General features: G+C 63.4%; 25 protein-coding genes. All 25 read left to right on the forward strand.

Going from position 1 to position 18,089, the window contains the following annotated elements; genetic code table 11:
- The first annotated feature begins 35 nt into the window (after positions 1–35).
- The 25 genes from pilM (at position 36) to rplE (ending at position 18,083) form a co-directional block, all read left to right on the forward strand.
- The gene (pilM, locus tag BMW72_RS03235) at positions 36–1,136 is read left to right on the forward strand and encodes a type IV pilus assembly protein PilM (RefSeq protein ID WP_092107209.1); all 1,101 of its coding nucleotides are present in this window, start codon (positions 36–38) and stop codon (positions 1,134–1,136) included.
- Positions 1,133–1,819 (forward strand): hypothetical protein, encoded by a 687-nt coding sequence (locus BMW72_RS03240; RefSeq protein WP_174721730.1) that lies wholly within the window; start codon positions 1,133–1,135, stop codon positions 1,817–1,819. The genes pilM and BMW72_RS03240 overlap by 4 nt, the downstream gene beginning before the upstream one ends.
- Complete coding sequence (locus BMW72_RS03245) at positions 1,816–2,490, forward strand: hypothetical protein (protein WP_092107211.1); 675 nt, start codon at positions 1,816–1,818, stop codon at positions 2,488–2,490. The genes BMW72_RS03240 and BMW72_RS03245 overlap by 4 nt, the downstream gene beginning before the upstream one ends.
- A gap of 87 nt (positions 2,491–2,577) precedes the next feature.
- On the forward strand, positions 2,578–3,633 hold the full coding sequence (locus BMW72_RS03250) for a hypothetical protein (RefSeq protein ID WP_092107213.1): 1,056 nt from the start codon (positions 2,578–2,580) through the stop codon (positions 3,631–3,633).
- Between the two features lie 289 nt (positions 3,634–3,922).
- Positions 3,923–4,414, forward strand: a complete 492-nt coding sequence (locus BMW72_RS03255; protein ID WP_092107215.1) for a DUF6121 family protein — start codon at positions 3,923–3,925, stop codon at positions 4,412–4,414.
- A 209-nt stretch (positions 4,415–4,623) separates the two neighbouring features.
- On the forward strand, positions 4,624–5,352 hold the full coding sequence (locus tag BMW72_RS03260; RefSeq protein ID WP_092107217.1) for a hypothetical protein: 729 nt from the start codon (positions 4,624–4,626) through the stop codon (positions 5,350–5,352).
- 509 nt (positions 5,353–5,861) lie between these two features.
- Positions 5,862–6,236 carry a 30S ribosomal protein S12 gene (gene rpsL, locus BMW72_RS03265; RefSeq protein ID WP_035834602.1) on the forward strand — a complete coding sequence of 125 codons (375 nt, stop codon included), beginning with the start codon at positions 5,862–5,864 and terminating at the stop codon, positions 6,234–6,236.
- Positions 6,236–6,706 (forward strand): 30S ribosomal protein S7, encoded by a 471-nt coding sequence (gene rpsG / locus BMW72_RS03270; protein WP_092107221.1) that lies wholly within the window; start codon positions 6,236–6,238, stop codon positions 6,704–6,706. The genes rpsL and rpsG overlap by 1 nt, the downstream gene beginning before the upstream one ends.
- Positions 6,707–6,835: 129 nt before the next feature.
- Positions 6,836–8,950 carry an elongation factor G gene (fusA, locus tag BMW72_RS03275; RefSeq protein ID WP_092107223.1) on the forward strand — a complete coding sequence of 705 codons (2,115 nt, stop codon included), beginning with the start codon at positions 6,836–6,838 and terminating at the stop codon, positions 8,948–8,950.
- A 134-nt stretch (positions 8,951–9,084) separates the two neighbouring features.
- The gene (tuf, locus tag BMW72_RS03280) at positions 9,085–10,278 is read left to right on the forward strand and encodes an elongation factor Tu (RefSeq protein WP_092107225.1); all 1,194 of its coding nucleotides are present in this window, start codon (positions 9,085–9,087) and stop codon (positions 10,276–10,278) included.
- Positions 10,279–10,467: 189 nt separating this feature from the next.
- A complete protein-coding gene (locus tag BMW72_RS03285) occupies positions 10,468–10,911 on the forward strand; it encodes a hypothetical protein (RefSeq protein ID WP_092107227.1) in 444 nt (147 codons plus the stop codon).
- 484 nt (positions 10,912–11,395) lie between these two features.
- Entirely contained in the window at positions 11,396–11,704 is a 309-nt protein-coding gene (rpsJ, locus tag BMW72_RS03290) for a 30S ribosomal protein S10 (RefSeq protein ID WP_035834607.1), read from the forward strand.
- Between the two features lie 8 nt (positions 11,705–11,712).
- On the forward strand, positions 11,713–12,372 hold the full coding sequence (rplC, locus tag BMW72_RS03295; protein WP_092107229.1) for a 50S ribosomal protein L3: 660 nt from the start codon (positions 11,713–11,715) through the stop codon (positions 12,370–12,372).
- Positions 12,373–12,377: 5 nt separating this feature from the next.
- Positions 12,378–13,028 carry a 50S ribosomal protein L4 gene (rplD, locus tag BMW72_RS03300; protein WP_092107231.1) on the forward strand — a complete coding sequence of 217 codons (651 nt, stop codon included), beginning with the start codon at positions 12,378–12,380 and terminating at the stop codon, positions 13,026–13,028.
- Complete coding sequence (gene rplW, locus BMW72_RS03305) at positions 13,028–13,330, forward strand: 50S ribosomal protein L23 (protein WP_092107233.1); 303 nt, start codon at positions 13,028–13,030, stop codon at positions 13,328–13,330. Before rplD ends, rplW begins: the two co-directional genes overlap by 1 nt.
- A 22-nt stretch (positions 13,331–13,352) precedes the next feature.
- On the forward strand, positions 13,353–14,192 hold the full coding sequence (gene rplB / locus BMW72_RS03310) for a 50S ribosomal protein L2 (protein WP_092107235.1): 840 nt from the start codon (positions 13,353–13,355) through the stop codon (positions 14,190–14,192).
- A gap of 9 nt (positions 14,193–14,201) precedes the next feature.
- A complete protein-coding gene (gene rpsS / locus BMW72_RS03315) occupies positions 14,202–14,483 on the forward strand; it encodes a 30S ribosomal protein S19 (protein ID WP_092107237.1) in 282 nt (93 codons plus the stop codon).
- 26 nt (positions 14,484–14,509) lie between these two features.
- A complete protein-coding gene (rplV, locus tag BMW72_RS03320) occupies positions 14,510–14,875 on the forward strand; it encodes a 50S ribosomal protein L22 (protein ID WP_035880249.1) in 366 nt (121 codons plus the stop codon).
- The gene (rpsC, locus tag BMW72_RS03325; protein WP_092107240.1) at positions 14,875–15,645 is read left to right on the forward strand and encodes a 30S ribosomal protein S3; all 771 of its coding nucleotides are present in this window, start codon (positions 14,875–14,877) and stop codon (positions 15,643–15,645) included. The genes rplV and rpsC overlap by 1 nt, the downstream gene beginning before the upstream one ends.
- Positions 15,645–16,064 (forward strand): 50S ribosomal protein L16, encoded by a 420-nt coding sequence (rplP, locus tag BMW72_RS03330; RefSeq protein WP_035880247.1) that lies wholly within the window; start codon positions 15,645–15,647, stop codon positions 16,062–16,064. The genes rpsC and rplP overlap by 1 nt, the downstream gene beginning before the upstream one ends.
- Complete coding sequence (gene rpmC / locus BMW72_RS19480) at positions 16,064–16,408, forward strand: 50S ribosomal protein L29 (RefSeq protein WP_092107242.1); 345 nt, start codon at positions 16,064–16,066, stop codon at positions 16,406–16,408. Before rplP ends, rpmC begins: the two co-directional genes overlap by 1 nt.
- 2 nt (positions 16,409–16,410) lie before the next feature.
- Complete coding sequence (gene rpsQ / locus BMW72_RS03340; protein ID WP_035834619.1) at positions 16,411–16,710, forward strand: 30S ribosomal protein S17; 300 nt, start codon at positions 16,411–16,413, stop codon at positions 16,708–16,710.
- Between the two features lie 34 nt (positions 16,711–16,744).
- Positions 16,745–17,113 carry a 50S ribosomal protein L14 gene (rplN, locus tag BMW72_RS03345; protein WP_035834620.1) on the forward strand — a complete coding sequence of 123 codons (369 nt, stop codon included), beginning with the start codon at positions 16,745–16,747 and terminating at the stop codon, positions 17,111–17,113.
- 2 nt (positions 17,114–17,115) lie between these two features.
- A complete protein-coding gene (gene rplX, locus BMW72_RS03350) occupies positions 17,116–17,475 on the forward strand; it encodes a 50S ribosomal protein L24 (RefSeq protein WP_092107244.1) in 360 nt (119 codons plus the stop codon).
- Entirely contained in the window at positions 17,475–18,083 is a 609-nt protein-coding gene (rplE, locus tag BMW72_RS03355; protein ID WP_092107246.1) for a 50S ribosomal protein L5, read from the forward strand. Before rplX ends, rplE begins: the two co-directional genes overlap by 1 nt.
- Positions 18,084–18,089 lie beyond the last annotated feature (6 nt).

Raw genomic sequence — 18,089 nt, forward strand, 5'->3', positions numbered from 1 at the left:
AGTTCACCCGTCCCTATATATAAGGAGCACTCCTCGTGGCCCAGAACGTCGTAGGAATAGACATCGGCACCGCGCATCTGCGCGCCGTGGAGGTTCGAAACCCCGGCAAGACCCGGCCCACCGTGCTGCGCTACCACGAGGTGCCACTGCCGACCGGCGCCGTCAGCGGCGGCGAGGTGCTCGAACCGCATACCGTCGCGGCCGCTCTCAAGGCGCTCTGGTCGGGTGGCGGGTTTCGTTCCCGCCAGGTCGTGCTCGGCATGGGTAGCCAGCGGGTGCTCGCCCGCGACCTGAGCGTGCCCAAAATGTCGCTGGCCCGCATTCGCCAGTCGCTGCCGTTTGAGGTGCAGGACCTGCTCCCGGTTCCCGTCGCCGACGCCCTGCTCGACTTCTATCCCATCTCCGAATCCACCACCGAGCACGGGCCAACGGTGAACGGCCTGCTCATCGCGGCGGTCAAAGCTGCAGTGGTCGCCAACGTGTCGGCGGCCCGGCTGGCCGGCCTCACCACGATCGACGTCGACCTCATTCCGTTCGCGGTCAGTCGCCTGCTGGTCACCCGCCCCGGCATGGACGGCGTCGTCGCCGTGATCGACCTCGGTGCCACCACCACGAGCGTGGTTATCACCCGGCAGGGCGTGCCGCAGTTCGTGCGCATCATCCCCACCGGAGGCGACGACGTTACCCGGGCGCTCGCCGCCGGTCTGAAAACGGATGCCGCCACCGCCGACCTGCTCAAGCGTCGCGTCGGCCTGCTGGCCGCGACCAACGCCGCGCCCCGCCAGGAAGTCTCCTTCGACGGGGTCATCGCCGGCGGATCCGGCCCGATCGACGCGGCCGGCGCCCACATCATCGCCGAGGTCATGAACGACCAGCTGGGCAGTGTGGTCAACACCCTCAGTTACTATGCGAGCACCCGGCCGAGCGATCCGGTGACCGCGATCGTGCTCAGCGGCGGGGGAGCCCGCCTGCCGGGACTTCCGGAAGCCGTGTCGAAACTCACCCGGCTGGGGGTGTCCACGGGAGATCCGTTATCGACGGTGGGGCTGGCATCCGCTCTCGACGCGGAGGGGCTGCGCCTCAGCAGCGCCGCTTACACGGTTGCCCTCGGACTTGCGCTCGGGCGTGCCGCATGAATCGCCGCGCGAAAGACGACGAGCTCGTCATCGGCGGCGACCAGCGGCTCGACCTGCTGCCGCCCGAAGTGCGCGCGGAGCGGCGGGCCCAGCGGCAACGGCGACGACTGAGCCTCGGCGTCGTCGGGGTGGCCGTGGTCATGGGTCTGCTCGTGGGCTCGGCCACGGCGCTCTCGCTGACAGCCCAGGCTGACCTGGCCAGCGAGCAGGCGCGCACCGAAACGCTGCTGACCGACCAGGCCGGGTACTTTGCCGTGCGGGCCCTGCAAAACCAGGTCACGCTCACCGAGGCGGCGCAGCGGGTGGGGGCCTCCACCGAGATCGACTGGAAGGAATACCTGGGGGCCGTGCAGGGCACCCTGCCGCGCAGCGTGGCGATCAGCTCCGTGCAGGTTGACTCGGCGACGCCGCTCGCGGCCTACGGCCAGGCGACCGCGCCGTTGCAGGGCCTGCGGGTGGCGACGGTGTCGTTCACCGCCACGAGTACCCTGCTGCCGGATATTCCGGCCTGGCTCAGCGCGCTCGGCCGACTCGACGGGTTCGCCGACGCCCTGCCCGGCTCGGTCTCGCTCGACCAGACCACCGGTATCTACACGGTCACCATCACCATGCACGTCAACGACCTGGCCTTCGCGCATCGTTTTGACCCGACGAAAGATTCAACGGAAGAGAAGCAGCCATGAATCACAACAAACTCTGGCTCATCGGCTCGGCGCTGGTGACGAGCGTCATTGTCGTTCTCGGCGTTCTGCTGGGCATTCAGCCCCAGCTGGAGACCATGAACGCGGCCAACGCGAGTCGCGCCGCCGTGCAGGCGACGAATACGGGGCACGTCGCCCTGCTCGCCCGCCTCAAGCATGACTTCGCCAACCTCGACGCCCTCACCACGACAGCGGATGCGCTCGCCGAGTCGGTGCCGAGCGGTTCAATGATGCCGGCCCTGGTCGACCAGCTCGACGCCGAGGCCCTGGCCGCCGGTCTCACCCTGACCGGAATGACCGTGACCGAGGCGGTGGCCTACGCGCCGATCCTGCCCGCCGCGGCGGCAGTGCCGGCGGACGGTGCGGCCGTTCCGGCGGATCCGGCAGTTGTTCCGGCAGTCGTGCCGGCCGCGGTTGTCACGACCACGGCGGTCAACGCAACCAACTTCGCGGCCTTCCCGCTGCAGGTCACCGTCACGGGCAGCTACGACGAGGTGCTCGACTTCGTCGCCCGTCTGCAATCCGGAAGCCGATTGTTCCTGGTCAGCGGCCTCGACACGGTCGCGGCGCCCGCGCTGCCCGGCCTGGTGAACGCGACCGTCTCCGGGCTGGTCTATTCTCTCGTGGCGCCGGCGGCGGCATCCGCTGGATAATGCGGCGGCACGCCGAGTCTTCATGGCATTCGCTGCGCCCTTGGTACAGTAGAAGTCAGTCACGGCGAAGGCCACGAGGAGTTCAGCATGAGCGACAACACGCCCACCGACGGCAAGAAGAACCCTGAAACGGATGCTGCCGCAGCGCCCGATCTGAGCCCGGCCGAGCACGGTTCCAGCGACCAGAGCGGTGCGCCCGAGCATGCCGTGCCGGTTGTGCCGGAGCAGGAGCCCATCGTCATCGACTATGACGCCATCAACGCCAACCTGAGCGCGGCTGAGCGCGCCGACGCCCAGTCCGCCTCGGCGGCAACCCGCAACCTGGCACCCATGTCGACGGCCGCCCCGGTCTCGCCGGCTGAGGCCGACGCGCCGAGCCTCGCCGATGACTACGCCGATTCCTATACTCCCGCCGCGACCGTTCCGGCCACGAGCACGGCGTTCGACTCCGAGCCGGTCGTGCAGATCGTGCCGGAGGAGCGCATTGTGGCAACGGCTGCCGCCGTGGAACAGCCGGTCGAAGACGTTCCCGTTGCCGCCGCTCCGACGTACACCCCGCCGACTCAGTCACCGATCTACGTGCAGGCACCGACCAAGCCGAAGGACCGCAGCAACCGGGGCGGCGGCATTCTCATCGCCTTGCTCGCCACCGTCGTCTTCGCGGTGCTCTACGCCGTCGCGGCGTTCATTATCATCGGTGTGACGAGCACATCGATCGCGGCGACCGTCGACGGATTTAGCAGCGTCGCTCTGCTCCCGCTCTTCTACATCCCCATCATTTTCTTCTTCCTCGCCTTTGCCGCTCTCATCTCGCTGGTCAATCGGGGCGGCTGGTGGGCCTACGTGCTGTTCGGATTTCTCGTCGCTGTTGTGGTTTATTTCGCCTACATCGGCGGTGCGCTGCTCGGCCTCGTGTTCGACGGACGGGCCGACGGCCTCAGCCCGGCTGAAATTGGCCGCATCGTGGGCACCCTGTGGCTCAATCCCGGTGCGATCGCCGCCGCGCTCATCGCCCGCGAGGTACCGATCTGGGCGGGAGCCTGGATCGCCCGCCGCGGTCGCCGCGTCACCGCCAAGAACCTCGAGTCGCGCACCGAATACGAGCGCCTGCTCGCCGACGGTCCACACCTCACCCGCCCGTAACGCCGGGTTTCGCTCCCAAGCCCCGGCTTCGCGCCCGTAACCCCCGGCTTCGCTCCCACGCCCCGGCTACCCTGATGGCAGCCGGGGCTTCGTGGTTGTCGGCCCCGGCCCTCCTGCTTGCGGACGGGGCCCGGGCCCGGACCGTGGGCCCAGTCTATAAACCGGGCCCGGGGACGGGGCCCAGGCCCCGTCCGACGTTGGGCTCGCGCCAGGCCGGGCGGGCTCGCGCCGGCCGGGCCTCGGCATCCGCTGGGTGTCGCGCTACGCCCCGCGGGCCTACGCTGGAGCCATGCGGGAATACCGAAAGTACGCGATCACCATGGCGGCCTTCTCGGTGGCCCTGTACGTGGCCCTCATCGTGGCGGCGTTCGGGGTGCTCAGCCTGCTGCTCAATCGCGACGTCATCAACGAGACGGATGCCGGCGCTCTTCTCGGCCCCATCATGGTCACCACCGCGGTCCTCGCGCTGGTCTGGGTCGTTCTCGGCGCGGTGCTGCGCTCACCCGAACGCCTTACGCACGTTCCGCCGCTGCCGATCTTCATGGCCGGCGTTGCCGCGTACCTCGGCTATTGCCTGTCCGGGGGAGTGTTCTACAGCCTCGGCGCCGGCGAACTCTTTCGTTCCGTCGTCTTCATCGGCGGAGAGATGATGGGCCCGTTCGCGATCGCCGTGGCGGTGAGCGGTTGGCTGATCGCGTTCCTGTTCTTCGTCGTGTTGCTCGCCAAGCCGTCGGGATCCGGCGCTCCCGAGTGGCCGTGGCAGAAGAACGACGACCACTAGAGCTGCCTGGGCGGCCCGGCATGCCCGTTATCGGCATCCGCTGCGCGAGGTGTCACGCTGCGCGAGGTATGACGCTGCGCGAGGTGCCACAAATGGCCCCTTGAAGTTGATTCATGGGGCCATTGTTGGCATCTCGCGGGGTGTACGACCAGTCATGGGGCCATTGTTGGCATCTCGCGAAGAACGCGTTACGAGTACCCTTAGGCACTATGGAAAGGTCCATCGAGTCGCGCGTCAACCACGAGGTTGAGAATTGGCTGCGTTGGATCACCCGGTGGCGCCCCGCAACGCACCGCGGACGCGCCAGACTCTGCCGCCAATGCTTCGGCTCACCGATCGTCGCCTCCGCCGGGCTCGCCGTCGACGTTCCCCACGTCGTGCAACACGCCCTGTCAATGCGCATGAAGATCGTGATCGACGCCTCGGTCGACGAGTACACCGAACTCAACCTGCCCCTGCTCGCGCACGAGCTCAATCTGAGTGAGCGCCGCGAATCTGCTCAGGCTTACCGGCCCGCCGAGGGCCTCGACCCGGAGTTTCTCGGCCTCGACCTCGACCCCCAACCGGCAGCGGATGCCCCCTACCTCTTCACGTTCAGCGAGCTCGCCGACCAGCAGCCCCCCGAACCCCAGCCGAAGCCTCCTCCGGTCCTGGCGCCCGATGACGCCGACCACACCCACGGCCCCGAGCACAGCGCCGCAGTGACCCCCGACCCCCTTCCGCCGCTCACTGCCGAGGAGAAGGCCGCGCTGAAGGCCGAGATGCGGCTCGCCGATGAATTTGCGACCCAGGTCGGGCTTCGCGTGTGCGCCCAGCTCGCGCACGAGCGGCCGCGCCTGCTCGCGGCGATCGCGCAGTATGTCGAGCCGCAGGTGCAGGCCCTGCTCGCCGATCTCGAGAGCACCCTCGACTCCCCGCTCTGGCCGCGCAATCCCTAGCCGAGCCGCAGCATCCGTTCTGTTGCCGACCGGGCCCACTTTATGCACTCGGGCCCAGCTTATAAACTGGGCCCAGGGACGGGGCCCGGGCCCCGTCCGAAAAAGGGGGCGGAGCCTCCCTCGGAGCGACCGGGCGCAGGTTGTGCAGGCGGGACCACGATAGATCATGGGCCCAGTTTCCGGGCCCGGGCCCGGAAAGAAAAGACAGGGCGAACAGGCCGCCGGGCGACACCACGACCCGGGGCGCAACCCATTTGACCATCACGGTACCGCCGGGCTAGACTCATCGGGTGTGCGCTTTGTCGTGCGCCTGAGTTATGCCCTCTTGAGAGCACAGGCCGAGATTCCACACATGTAGGGCTGGTCGAAGGCCATGCCCCCACGGCATACCCACCAAAAAACGCGCGAGTAATCGTGTGGGTTCAAGCGGGTCCAGATGAACTCGACTTACACGTCGAATGCTAACCATCACAAAGCTGTCACCGTGCAGCAATAACAAGGAGTAATTAGTGCCCACCATTCAGCAGTTGGTCAGGAAGGGCCGTAGCCCCAAGGTCACCAAGACCAAGGCTCCCGCCCTGAAGTCCAACCCGCAGCAGCGCGGCGTTTGCACCCGCGTTTACACGACCACCCCGAAGAAGCCGAACTCGGCTCTGCGCAAGGTCGCCCGCGTCAAGCTCTCCAACGGCACCGAGGTCACCGCCTACATTCCCGGCGAGGGCCACAACCTGCAGGAGCACTCCATGGTGCTCGTGCGCGGAGGCCGTGTTAAGGACCTCCCCGGTGTGCGTTACAAAATCATTCGCGGCGCACTGGACACCCAGGCCGTCAAGAACCGCAAGCAGGCACGCAGCCGCTACGGCGCAAAGATGGAGAAGAAGTAATGCCCCGTAAAGGACCCGCTCCCAAGCGCCCTGTCATTGCCGACCCGGTTTACGGTGCACCCATCGTCAGCCAGCTCGTCAACAAGATTCTTCTCGATGGCAAAAAGGGCCTCGCCGAGCGCATCGTTTACGACGCCCTCGCCGGAGTCTCCGCCAAAAACGAGCTGGATGCCGTCGTCACGCTGAAGAAGGCACTCGACAACGTTCGTCCGACCCTCGAGGTGCGTTCGCGCCGCGTCGGTGGTTCCACGTACCAGGTTCCGGTTGAAGTCAAGCCGCACCGCGCCAACACCCTGGCGCTGCGCTGGTTGACCAGCTACGCCAAGGCGCGTCGCGAGAAGACCATGACCGAGCGTCTCACCAACGAGATCCTCGACGCGAGCAACGGCCTCGGTGCCGCTGTCAAGCGTCGTGAAGACACTCACAAGATGGCAGAAGCGAACAAGGCCTTCGCTCACTACCGCTGGTAGTCAGATCCATCGAGCATTCCTGATCACCAGGCAGGCGCGTGCTGAGTCTTGCACGCGCCTGCCCACTGACAAGCGGATGTTTACGGCCCTGTTCCGCATTCCCCACCCCTATCCTTCCGGAGGACCCCTGTGGCACTTGACGTGCTCACCGACCTGAGTAAGGTCCGCAATATCGGCATCATGGCTCACATTGATGCTGGCAAGACCACCACGACTGAGCGCATCCTGTTCTACACGGGTGTCAACCACAAGATCGGCGAGACCCACGACGGCGCCTCGACGATGGACTGGATGGCGCAGGAGCAGGAACGTGGCATCACGATCACCTCTGCTGCGACGACGTGTTTCTGGGACAACAACCAGATCAACATCATCGACACCCCCGGACACGTGGACTTCACCGTGGAGGTGGAGCGTTCGCTCCGCGTCCTCGACGGTGCCGTTGCCGTGTTCGACGGCAAGGAGGGCGTTGAGCCCCAGTCCGAAACCGTGTGGCGTCAGGCCGACAAGTACGACGTGCCCCGCATTTGCTTCGTCAACAAGATGGACAAGCTCGGCGCCGACTTCTACTTCACGGTCGACACCATCATCAAGCGCCTCGGCGCGAAGCCGCTGGTCATTCAGCTGCCGATCGGTGCAGAGTCGGAATTTGAGGGTGTCGTTGACCTCGTTCAGATGCGTGCGCTGACCTGGCGCGGCGACTCCAAGGGTGACGTGGAGATGGGCTCGAAGTACGCCATCGAAGAGATCCCCGCTGACCTCGTCGAAAAGGCTGCTGAGTACCGCAAGCTCCTGCTCGAGACCGTCGCCGAAACCGACGACGACCTCATGGAGCGTTACTTCGCCGGCGAAGAGCTGACGGTCGCCGAGATCAAGGGCGCCATCCGCAAACTCACCATCAACAGTGAGATCTACCCGGTTCTCTGTGGTTCTGCGTTCAAGAACCGCGGCGTTCAGCCCATGCTCGACGCTGTCATTGATTACCTGCCGACGCCGCTCGACGTGCCTGCCATTGAGGCACACGACCCGCGCGACGAAGAAAAGGTCATCATGCGTCACCCCGACGCCGAGGAGCCGTTCACGGCTCTCGCGTTCAAGGTTGCGGTGCACCCGTTCTTCGGTCGCCTCACCTACGTGCGCGTGTACTCGGGCCGTCTCGACTCCGGAGCCCAGGTCATCAACTCGACCAAGGGCAAGAAGGAGCGCATCGGCAAGATTTTCCAGATGCACGCCAACAAGGAGAACCCGGTCGGTTTCGTTACCGCCGGTCACATCTACGCGGTCATCGGCCTCAAGGACACCACCACGGGCGACACCCTGTGCGACCCGAACCAGCAGGTTGTCCTCGAGTCCATGACGTTCCCTGACCCGGTCATCGAGGTCGCTATCGAGCCCAAGACCAAGCAGGACCAGGAAAAGCTGGGCCTTGCCATTCAGAAGCTCGCCGAAGAAGACCCCACGTTCCGTACCGAGCAGAACCAGGAAACTGGCCAGACGGTAATCAAGGGAATGGGTGAACTTCACCTGGACATCCTGGTCGACCGCATGAAGCGTGAATTCAACGTTGAGGCGAACGTCGGCAAGCCCCAGGTCGCGTACCGCGAGACGATCCGCAAGGCCGTTGAGCGTCACGACTACACGCACAAGAAGCAGACCGGTGGATCCGGCCAGTTCGCGAAGATTCAGATCGCGATCGAGCCGATGGAAATCACTGCTGAGAAGTCGTACGAGTTCCTCAACAAGGTCACCGGTGGCCGTATCCCGCGTGAGTACATCCCCTCGGTAGATGCTGGAATTCAGGATGCGCTCCGCGTAGGCATCCTGGCCGGCTACCCGATGGTGGGCGTTCGAGCCAGCCTGCTTGACGGCGCTGCGCACGACGTCGACTCCTCGGAGATGGCCTTCAAGATTGCCGGCTCGATGGGCTTCAAGGAAGCCGTTCGTAAGGCGAACCCCGTTCTGCTCGAGCCGCTGATGGCCGTCGAAGTTCGTACCCCTGAGGAATACATGGGTGACGTAATCGGCGACCTCAACTCGCGTCGTGGGCAGATCCAGACCATGGAGGATGCGCAGGGCGTGAAGGTAATTCGCGCTCACGTTCCACTGTCGGAGATGTTCGGTTATATCGGTGACCTGCGGTCGAAGACCTCAGGCCGTGCGGTGTACTCGATGACGTTCGAGAGCTATGCGGAGGTCCCGAAGGCTGTTGCCGACGAGATCATCAACAAGAACAAGGGCGAATAGCCCCTAAGGTGGCCTTCGGGCCAAAATCGCTTCGGCCACCTGGCCCTAGTAACATAAGTAGACACATCCAGCGCATACCGGCCGCTCATAACGGCGGCCGTGAATTTGCACGCGAGTCCTGAGGAGGACCCACAGTGGCCAAGGCCAAGTTCGAGCGGACAAAGCCGCACGTAAACATCGGAACGATCGGTCACGTTGACCACGGAAAGACCACGCTGACTGCAGCGATCTCCAAGGTTCTTGCCGATAAGTTCCCGTCCAAGATCAACGTTCAGCGCGACTTCGCGTCGATTGACTCGGCTCCGGAAGAACGCCAGCGCGGCATCACGATCAACATTTCGCATGTTGAGTATGAGACCGACAAGCGTCACTACGCGCACGTCGATGCTCCGGGCCACGCTGACTACATCAAGAACATGATCACCGGTGCTGCTCAGATGGACGGCGCAATCCTCGTGGTTGCCGCTACTGACGGCCCGATGGCTCAGACCCGTGAGCACGTTCTTCTCGCCAAGCAGGTCGGCGTTCCGACCCTGCTCGTCGCGCTGAACAAGGCCGACATGGTTGATGACGAAGAGATCATGGAGCTCGTTGAGCTCGAAGTTCGTGAACTTCTCTCCAGCCAGGGTTTCGATGGCGACAACGCCCCCGTCATCCAGGTCTCCGCACTCAAGGCGCTTGAAGGCGACGAGAAGTGGACCGGCAACATCCTTGAGCTCATGAAGGCCGTTGACGACTTCATCCCCGACCCGATCCGCGACAAGGACAAGCCGTTCTTGATGCCGATCGAGGACGTCTTCACGATCACCGGCCGTGGCACCGTTGTTACGGGCCGCGCCGAGCGTGGAACCCTCAAGATCAACTCCGAGATCGAGATCGTCGGCATCCGCCCGACGCAGAAGACCACGGTTACCGGTATTGAGATGTTCCACAAGCAGCTCGACGAGGCGTGGGCCGGCGAGAACTGTGGACTTCTTCTTCGTGGCACCAAGCGCGAAGACGTTGAGCGCGGCCAGGTCGTCGTCAAGCCGGGTTCGGTTACGCCGCACACCGACTTCGAGGGCACCGCGTACATCCTCAGCAAGAACGAGGGTGGCCGTCACAACCCGTTCTACGCGAACTACCGCCCGCAGTTCTACTTCCGCACCACGGACGTCACCGGCGTCATCACGCTGCCCGAGGGCACCGAGATGGTCATGCCTGGCGACACCACCGACCTGACTGTCGCGCTGATTCAGCCGATCGCCATGGAAGAGGGCCTCGGCTTCGCTATCCGTGAAGGTGGCCGCACCGTCGGCGCCGGCACGGTCACCAAGATCATCAAGTAGTCTTCTTCTACTGATCTCCTGAAAGGGGGTCGGGCCTTCGGGCCCGGCCCCCTTTTTTGCACCCGGACGCATCCACCGTGGATACAGCCACCAAGCGGAGACTCACCTCGGCGCGGCCGCCTGTTTCGAGCCCATGTCGTTGCTCGGGGGAGTCCTGCAGAATCCTCAGTTTTTGGTTAGGGTCTGCCCATGCAGATATCGAAACTGGAAATGCGCATCCTGATGGTGATCGCGGTCGTTGTGGTCGGCATCCTGGCCGTGGTGATCGTGCCACGCCTGGCCGGGTCCGCTCCCGCTGCCCAAACCGCCGTCACCCGGGTGACTCCGACCCCGAGCCCAACCGTCGTTCCCGCCCCGACTCCGACGCCAACCGCGCAGACCGAGCAGCAGATTCTCGACAACATCGTGGTCAGCACCGTGAGCGTTTACAGCGTGCTGGTCTGCGACAGCCTCGAGGAATACGCCACCCTGAGCATTCCCGCGATCATCACCCAGGTGCTCGCCGAATATCCGACCACAGGTTTGACAGAGCAATCCCGTCAGATCATGGCCGAGCGTGTGCTCACCGAATCCACCGCGAAGAGCTGCCCCGACCAGAGCCCGCGCGTGGCCGCCGGCATCAGCCAGGGCTAGCCGCGAAAATCGTTCGAAAGCGGATGCCCGCGGCCGGCCGGCCGCCGTCATTCGCTTGAATACCGAACGACACGCCGAGCGCGACACGCCCGGGTTGCATGTAATGGCAACAGTGTGGCAGACTCTTCTAGTTCAACACTTTCGGCATGCGCGTGCGCAGTCGGAATCACTGCCAGGCAGTGCATAGTCGCGTCACAGTCTTTCGAAAAACACATCGTCGAAAGAGCGTTGATTGCAGGCTAGGCCGCAGGGAGCAGAGCGCAGCATAAATCAACGATCTGGTTGGCGTGGGTAAAACCGTGCCGTCCCCCAGGGTCTGCTTCTGGGAGTCGACGTTGACGATGAGCGTCGGTCATTCGGCGTGAAATCGAAATTGACATATGAACAGTGGTGCTAATAGCAGCAGTGCTACTACGGCGTCCAATGCAACCTCGGCAAATCGTGCCGTTGTCTGTAAGACGCCTCGACAGAGAGAGAGTTCGACATGGCGGGACAGAAGATCCGCATTCGACTTAAGTCGTATGACCACGAGGTCATCGACATTTCGGCGCGCAAGATCGTCGACACAGTGACCCGTGCGGGCGCTACAGTCGTCGGCCCGGTGCCGCTTCCGACCGAGAAGAACGTGGTGTGTGTCATCCGTTCCCCTCACAAGTACAAGGACAGCCGGGAGCACTTTGAAATGCGCACCCACAAGCGTCTGATCGACATCATTGACCCGACCCCGAAGGCTGTTGACTCGCTCATGCGCCTCGACCTCCCGGCCGACGTCAACATCGAGATCAAGCTCTAGGGCCCGCGATGTCTTACTCCGATACCAAGACCACCAAGGGTCTCCTCGGCAAGAAGCTCGGCATGACCCAGGTGTGGGACGAGAACAACAAGCTTGTTCCCGTTACCGTCATCGAGATCGCGCCGAACGTTGTCACGCAGATTCGTACTAAGGCCGTCGACGGCTACAACGGCGTTCAGATCGCCGCTGGCCCCATCGACCCGCGCAAGGTCAACAAGCCCCTTGCCGGTCACTTCGACAAGGCCGGCGTCACGCCGCGTCGCCACATCACTGAGCTCCGCACCGCGGACGCCGCTGACTACAACCTGGGCCAGGAGCTCACCGTTGACGGTGTCTTCGCTGCCGGCACCAAGGTTGATGTCATGGGCACCAGCAAGGGTAAGGGTTTCGCCGGTGTTATGAAGCGTCACAACTTCAAGGGTGTTTCCTCCTCTCACGGTTCGCACCGCAACCACCGCAAGCCCGGTTCCATCGGTGCTTCCTCGACCCCGAGCCGTGTCTTCAAGGGCATGCGCATGGCCGGTCGTATGGGTGGCGAGCGCGTAACCGTGCTGAACCTCAAGGTGCACGCTATTGACGCCGACAAGGGCCTCATGCTCGTCAAGGGTGCCGTTCCCGGTGCTCGTGGCCGCCTCGTATTCGTTCGCAACGCAGTGAAGGGAGCCTAGTCACTATGGCTACAGCACTCGACATCATTGACGCCAAGGGCAAGAAGGCAGGCTCTGCCGAGCTTCCCGACGAGCTCTTCGACGTTCCCGCCAACATCCCCCTCATCCACCAGGTCGTTGTCGCGCAGCTCGCTGCCGCACGCCAGGGAACGAGCAAGGTCAAGCGCCGTGGAGAAGTTTCCGGTGCCGGCCGCAAGCCGTTCAAGCAGAAAGGAACCGGTCGCGCTCGTCAGGGCTCGATCCGTGCTCCCCAGATGACCGGTGGTGGAATCGTCCACGGACCGACCCCGCGCAGCTACGACCAGCGCACCCCGAAAAAGATGATCGCCGCAGCCCTCAAGGGTGCATTGAGCGACCGCGCCCGCGGTGGCCGCCTGCACATCGTCGAGGCACTGTTCACGGCTGAGACCCCCAACACGAAGGTTGCCCTGGAGCTGCTCACGCAGATCGCCACGAGCAAGCACGTGCTGGTCGTTCTCGAGCGTACCGACGAGACCACGTTGCGCAGCATTCGCAACATCCCGACGGTGCACATCCTCTCGTGGGATCAGCTCAACGCCTATGACGTGCTCGTCAGCGACGACATCGTCTTCACCACCGGCGCGTTCAACGCGTTCGTGGAGAGCAAGACCAAGAAGGAAGAGGTGGCCGCATAATGACTATCGCGACCAACAAGGACCCCCGCGACATCATCATCTCTCCGGTTGTCTCTGAGAAGAGCTACGGCCTGATTGACGAGGGTAAGTACACCTTCATCGTTGACCCCCGCTCGAACAAGACGGAGATCAAGCTCGCGATCGAAAAGATCTTCAAGGTGCAGGTCGCTTCGATCAACACCCTGAACCGCGTGGGCAAGACTCGCCGCACCAAGTTCGGCATGGGCAAGCGCAAGGACACCAAGCGTGCCATTGTCACGCTCAAGTCTGGCTCCATCGACATCTTCACGGCCGTCGGCTAAGCGACAGGCAGAGGGATAACTAATGGCTATTCGTAAGTACAAGCCCACGACCCCGGGTCGACGCGGTTCATCCGTTGCCGACTTCGCGGAGATCACACGTTCCACCCCGGAAAAGTCGCTTCTGCGTCCGCTCCACAAGACCGGTGGACGTAACAACCAGGGCCGCATCACGACCCGTCACATCGGTGGTGGACACAAGCGCCAGTACCGCGTGATCGACTTCAAGCGCAACGACAAGGACGGCGTCAACGCCCGCGTCGCTGAAATTGAATACGACCCGAACCGCACGGCGCGCATCGCGCTCCTGCACTTCATCGACGGCACGAAGCGTTACATCATCGCGCCGAACAAGCTCGCACAGGGCGACATCATCGAGTCGGGAGCCGGGGCTGACATCAAGCCCGGCAACAACCTGCCGTTGAAGAACATCCCCACCGGTACCATCATTCACGCGATCGAGCTGCGTCCGGGTGGTGGCGCCAAGATGGCCCGCTCCGCCGGTTCGTCGGTTCGTCTCGTCGCGAAGGAGGGCGTCTACGCCCAGCTTCGTCTGCCGTCTGGTGAAATCCGCAACGTGGATGCTCGCTGCCGCGCGACGATCGGCGAGGTCGGCAACGCCGAGCAGTCGAACATCAACTGGGGCAAGGCCGGACGTATGCGCTGGAAAGGCGTTCGCCCGACCGTTCGTGGTGTTGCCATGAACCCGGTCGATCACCCGCACGGTGGTGGTGAGGGTAAGACGTCCGGTGGACGTCACCCCGTCAGCCCCTGGGGCCAGAAGGAAGGGCGCACCCGCCACCCGAATAAGGAAAGCGACAAGCTCATTGTTCGTCGCCGCACCGTCGGCAAGAAGCGTAAGTAGGAGTAGACGATGCCAAGAAGTCTTAAGAAAGGCCCTTTCGTTGACGACCACCTGCTTCGCAAGGTGTTCGCGGCGAACGAAGCCAAGAGCAAGAACGTAATCAAGACCTGGTCGCGCCGCTCGATGATCATCCCCGACATGCTCGGACACACCATCGCAGTGCACGACGGACGCAAGCACATCCCGGTGTTCGTCACCGAGAGCATGGTCGGCCACAAGCTCGGCGAGTTTGCGCCCACCCGCACCTTCCGTGGACACGTGAAGGACGACAAGAAGGGCCGTCGCCGCTAACGCGGGGACGTGAAGGAGGAGAAGAAATGGTGGAGTCGATCGCACGCGTGCGTCACATCCGCGTTACCCCCCAGAAGGCTCGTCGCGTTGTCAACATGATCCGCGGCAAGCAGGCGCATGAAGCGCTGGGAATTCTGAAGTTCGCGCCGCAGGGCGCGAGCGATCCGGTGTACAAGCTGGTGGCCTCGGCCATCGCCAACGCCCGGGTCAAGGCAGATGCAGCCAACACGTATCTGGACGAGCAGGACCTGTTCATCAGCCGGGCATTCGTTGACGAGGGTACGACCCTCAAGCGTTTCCAGGCTCGTGCCCAGGGTCGCGCATTCGAAATCAAGAAGCGCACCAGCCACATCACGGTTGTGCTCACCACTCCTGAGGAGGGTACGAAGTAATGGGTCAGAAAGTAAATCCCTATGGCTTCCGTCTGGGAATCACCACCGATCACGTATCGCGTTGGTTCTCCGACTCGACCAAGCCGGGTCAGCGCTACGCTGACTTTGTTGCAGAAGACGTCAAGATCCGTCGCCTGCTGAGCACCAGCCTTGACCGTGCCGGCGTCAGCCGCATCGAGATCGAGCGCACTCGTGACCGTGTTCGCGTTGACATTCACACCGCCCGTCCGGGCATTGTGATCGGTCGCCGCGGCGCGGAGGCCGAGCGCATCCGCTCTGACCTTGAGAAGCTCACCGCCAAGCAGATTCAGCTGAACATCCTCGAGGTCAAGAACCCCGAGCAGGATGCCCAGCTGGTCGCGCAGGGTATCGCCGAGCAGCTCTCCGCTCGTGTGGCGTTCCGCCGCGCGATGCGTAAGGGTCTGCAGGGTGCACAGCGCGCCGGCGCCAAGGGTGTTCGCATCCAGGTGTCCGGTCGTCTGGGTGGCGCCGAAATGAGCCGCAGCGAGTTCTACCGCGAAGGCCGTGTGCCCCTGCACACCCTGCGCGCGAACATCGACTACGGCTTCTACGAAGCCAAGACCACCTTCGGCCGTATCGGCGTGAAGGTCTGGATCTACAAGGGCGACATCACCAACAAGGAACTCGCTCGCGAGCAGGCCAACGCTAAGTCGTCCCGCCCCGAGCGTCGTGACGATCGACCGCGCCGTGCACCTCGTGCAGATGCTCCGGCAGCGGCACCGGTCGCAGCAGGAGTTGAGGCTAAATAATGTTGATTCCACGTAGAGTCAAGCACCGCAAGCAGCACCACCCGGGTCGCACCGGCCACGCTACCGGTGGCACCACGGTGTCCTTCGGTGAGTACGGCATCCAGGCGCTGACCCCCGCGTATGTGACCAACCGTCAGATCGAGTCCGCTCGTATCGCCATGACGCGTCACATCAAGCGTGGCGGAAAGGTGTGGATCAACATCTACCCCGACCGCCCGCTGACCAAGAAGCCTGCCGAAACCCGCATGGGTTCCGGTAAGGGTTCGGTCGAGTGGTGGGTTGCCAACGTCAAGCCGGGTCGCGTTCTGTTCGAGCTCAGCGGTGTCACCGACGCCGTTGCGAAAGAGGCGCTGACCCGCGCTATTCACAAGCTGCCCCTCAAGGCACGCATCATCAAGCGCGAGGAGGGCGACGCATAATGGCGATCGGAACCAAGGAGCTCGCCCCAGTCGAGCTCGATACTTTTGACAATGAAAAGCTGTTCGAAGAGCTGAAGAAGGCCAAGGAAGAGCTGTTCAACCTGCGCTTCCAGTCGGCCACCGGTCAGCTCGAGAGCCACGGCCGTCTCCGCGCGGTCAAGCGCGACATCGCTCGCATCTACACGGTCCTCCGTGAGCGCGAGCTGGGCATTCGTGCCACGCCGGTCGCAGCCCCGGCTCCGGCCAAGGCTGAGAAGGCCGACAAGAAGACCAAGAAGGCCAAGGCCGCAGTGGAGTCCACCGACGACGCTGCAGCTGAGACCGTCGAGACGAAGGAGGCCTAGTCATGGCGAAGACTGACGAAACGGTCGTCGCGGGCGAAGCCACCGAGCTCGTACGCGGTTACCGCAAGACGCTGCGTGGTTACGTGACCAGCGACAAGATGAACAAAACCATCATTGTCGTGGTCGAAGACCGCGTGAAGCACCCGTTGTACGGCAAGGTCATCCGCCGTACATCCAAGCTGAAGGCGCACGACGAGGCGAACTCCGCCGGCATCGGCGACCTTGTCCTGATCAGTGAGACCCGTCCGCTCAGCGCTTCCAAGCGCTGGCGCCTGGTCGAGATTCTTGAGAAGGCCAAGTAAGCCTCGCGCTTACTTGACGTAAAGGAGTTATAAAGTGCTTCAGCAAGAATCACGAGTCAAAGTTGCCGACAACACCGGTGCCAAGGAACTCTTGACCATCCGCGTTCTCGGTGGCTCCGGCCGTCGTTACGCCGGCCTGGGCGACGTCATCGTCGCCACGGTCAAGGATGCAATCCCGGGCGGCAACGTCAAGAAGGGTGACATCGTCAAAGCTGTCATCGTTCGCACCAAGAAGGAGACCCGTCGTCCAGACGGCTCCTACATCAAGTTCGATGAGAACGCTGCAGTGATCTTGAAGGCAGACGGTGACCCCCGCGGCACCCGAATCTTCGGACCGGTCGGTCGCGAGCTTCGCGACAAGAAGTTCATGAAGATCATCTCGCTGGCACCGGAGGTTATTTAATCATGGCCAGAATCAAAAAGGGTGACCTCGTTCAGGTCATCAGCGGCCGCAGCCAGGCTCGCGGCGGAGACCGTGGCAAGCAGGGCAAGATCATCTCCGTCGACGTCGAGAAGAACCGTGTCCTCGTTGAGGGCATCAACTTCGTGACCAAGCACGTTCGCGTCGGCCAGACCCAGCGCGGCACCAAGACGGGCGGCATCGAGACCTTCGAAGCCCCCATCCACGTGTCCAACGTTGCGATCGTCGACCCGGAGACCAAGAAGCCGACCCGCGTCGGCTTCCGCCAGGAAGAGGTAACGAAGGACGGCGTCACCAAGACGGTCCGCATTCGTTACGCCAAGAAGTCAGGGAAGGACCTCTAATGACTGACACCGCAGTTGTTGAAGGCACTGAGGGCGTCGCGCCCGTCAAGGCCCTGCCGCGTCTGAAGCAGAAGTACCGCGATGAGATCAGTGCCAAACTCTCCGAGGAACTCGGCTTCACCAACGTGCACCGCATCCCCACCCTGACGAAGATCGTCGTCAACATGGGTGTCGGCGAAGCAGCACGCGACGGCAAGGTGATGGACGGTGCGGTTTCTGACCTCACCAAGATCACCGGCCAGAAGCCGCAGGTCACCAAGGCCCGCAAGTCCATCGCGCAGTTCAAACTGCGTGAGGGACAGCCCATTGGCGCCCACGTCACACTTCGTGGCGACCGCATGTGGGAGTTCCTGGACCGGCTGCTCAGCCTGGCCCTTCCGCGTATCCGTGACTTCCGCGGTCTGTCCGACAAGCAGTTCGATGGTGCGGGCAACTACACCTTCGGCCTGACCGAGCAGGTCATGTTCCACGAGATCGACCAGGACCGCATCGACCGCGTTCGCGGTATGGACATCACGGTCGTCACGACCGCGAAGACCAACGATGAGGGTCGCGCGCTGCTCAAGGCGCTCGGCTTCCCGTTCAAGTCGGACGACGCTAAGAAGTAGTTCCTC

This window comes from Cryobacterium luteum (genome assembly GCF_900110125.1).
In the GTDB taxonomy this organism is placed as follows: domain Bacteria; phylum Actinomycetota; class Actinomycetes; order Actinomycetales; family Microbacteriaceae; genus Cryobacterium; species Cryobacterium luteum.

Coding starts and splice junctions, on each gene's coding strand:
- rplW (WP_092107233.1), top strand. CDS start 13,028: ATGACTATCGCGACCAACAAGGACCCCCGCGACATCATCATCTCTCCG.
- BMW72_RS03260 (WP_092107217.1), top strand. CDS start 4,624: ATGGAAAGGTCCATCGAGTCGCGCGTCAACCACGAGGTTGAGAATTGG.
- BMW72_RS03285 (WP_092107227.1), top strand. CDS start 10,468: ATGCAGATATCGAAACTGGAAATGCGCATCCTGATGGTGATCGCGGTC.
- rpsJ (WP_035834607.1), top strand. CDS start 11,396: ATGGCGGGACAGAAGATCCGCATTCGACTTAAGTCGTATGACCACGAG.
- rpsS (WP_092107237.1), top strand. CDS start 14,202: ATGCCAAGAAGTCTTAAGAAAGGCCCTTTCGTTGACGACCACCTGCTT.
- rpsQ (WP_035834619.1), top strand. CDS start 16,411: ATGGCGAAGACTGACGAAACGGTCGTCGCGGGCGAAGCCACCGAGCTC.
- rplC (WP_092107229.1), top strand. CDS start 11,713: ATGTCTTACTCCGATACCAAGACCACCAAGGGTCTCCTCGGCAAGAAG.
- BMW72_RS03250 (WP_092107213.1), top strand. CDS start 2,578: ATGAGCGACAACACGCCCACCGACGGCAAGAAGAACCCTGAAACGGAT.
- rplD (WP_092107231.1), top strand. CDS start 12,378: ATGGCTACAGCACTCGACATCATTGACGCCAAGGGCAAGAAGGCAGGC.
- rpsG (WP_092107221.1), top strand. CDS start 6,236: ATGCCCCGTAAAGGACCCGCTCCCAAGCGCCCTGTCATTGCCGACCCG.
- rplE (WP_092107246.1), top strand. CDS start 17,475: ATGACTGACACCGCAGTTGTTGAAGGCACTGAGGGCGTCGCGCCCGTC.
- rplV (WP_035880249.1), top strand. CDS start 14,510: ATGGTGGAGTCGATCGCACGCGTGCGTCACATCCGCGTTACCCCCCAG.
- rplB (WP_092107235.1), top strand. CDS start 13,353: ATGGCTATTCGTAAGTACAAGCCCACGACCCCGGGTCGACGCGGTTCA.
- rpmC (WP_092107242.1), top strand. CDS start 16,064: ATGGCGATCGGAACCAAGGAGCTCGCCCCAGTCGAGCTCGATACTTTT.
- rplX (WP_092107244.1), top strand. CDS start 17,116: ATGGCCAGAATCAAAAAGGGTGACCTCGTTCAGGTCATCAGCGGCCGC.
- BMW72_RS03255 (WP_092107215.1), top strand. CDS start 3,923: ATGCGGGAATACCGAAAGTACGCGATCACCATGGCGGCCTTCTCGGTG.
- rpsC (WP_092107240.1), top strand. CDS start 14,875: ATGGGTCAGAAAGTAAATCCCTATGGCTTCCGTCTGGGAATCACCACC.
- BMW72_RS03240 (WP_174721730.1), top strand. CDS start 1,133: ATGAATCGCCGCGCGAAAGACGACGAGCTCGTCATCGGCGGCGACCAG.
- rplP (WP_035880247.1), top strand. CDS start 15,645: ATGTTGATTCCACGTAGAGTCAAGCACCGCAAGCAGCACCACCCGGGT.
- BMW72_RS03245 (WP_092107211.1), top strand. CDS start 1,816: ATGAATCACAACAAACTCTGGCTCATCGGCTCGGCGCTGGTGACGAGC.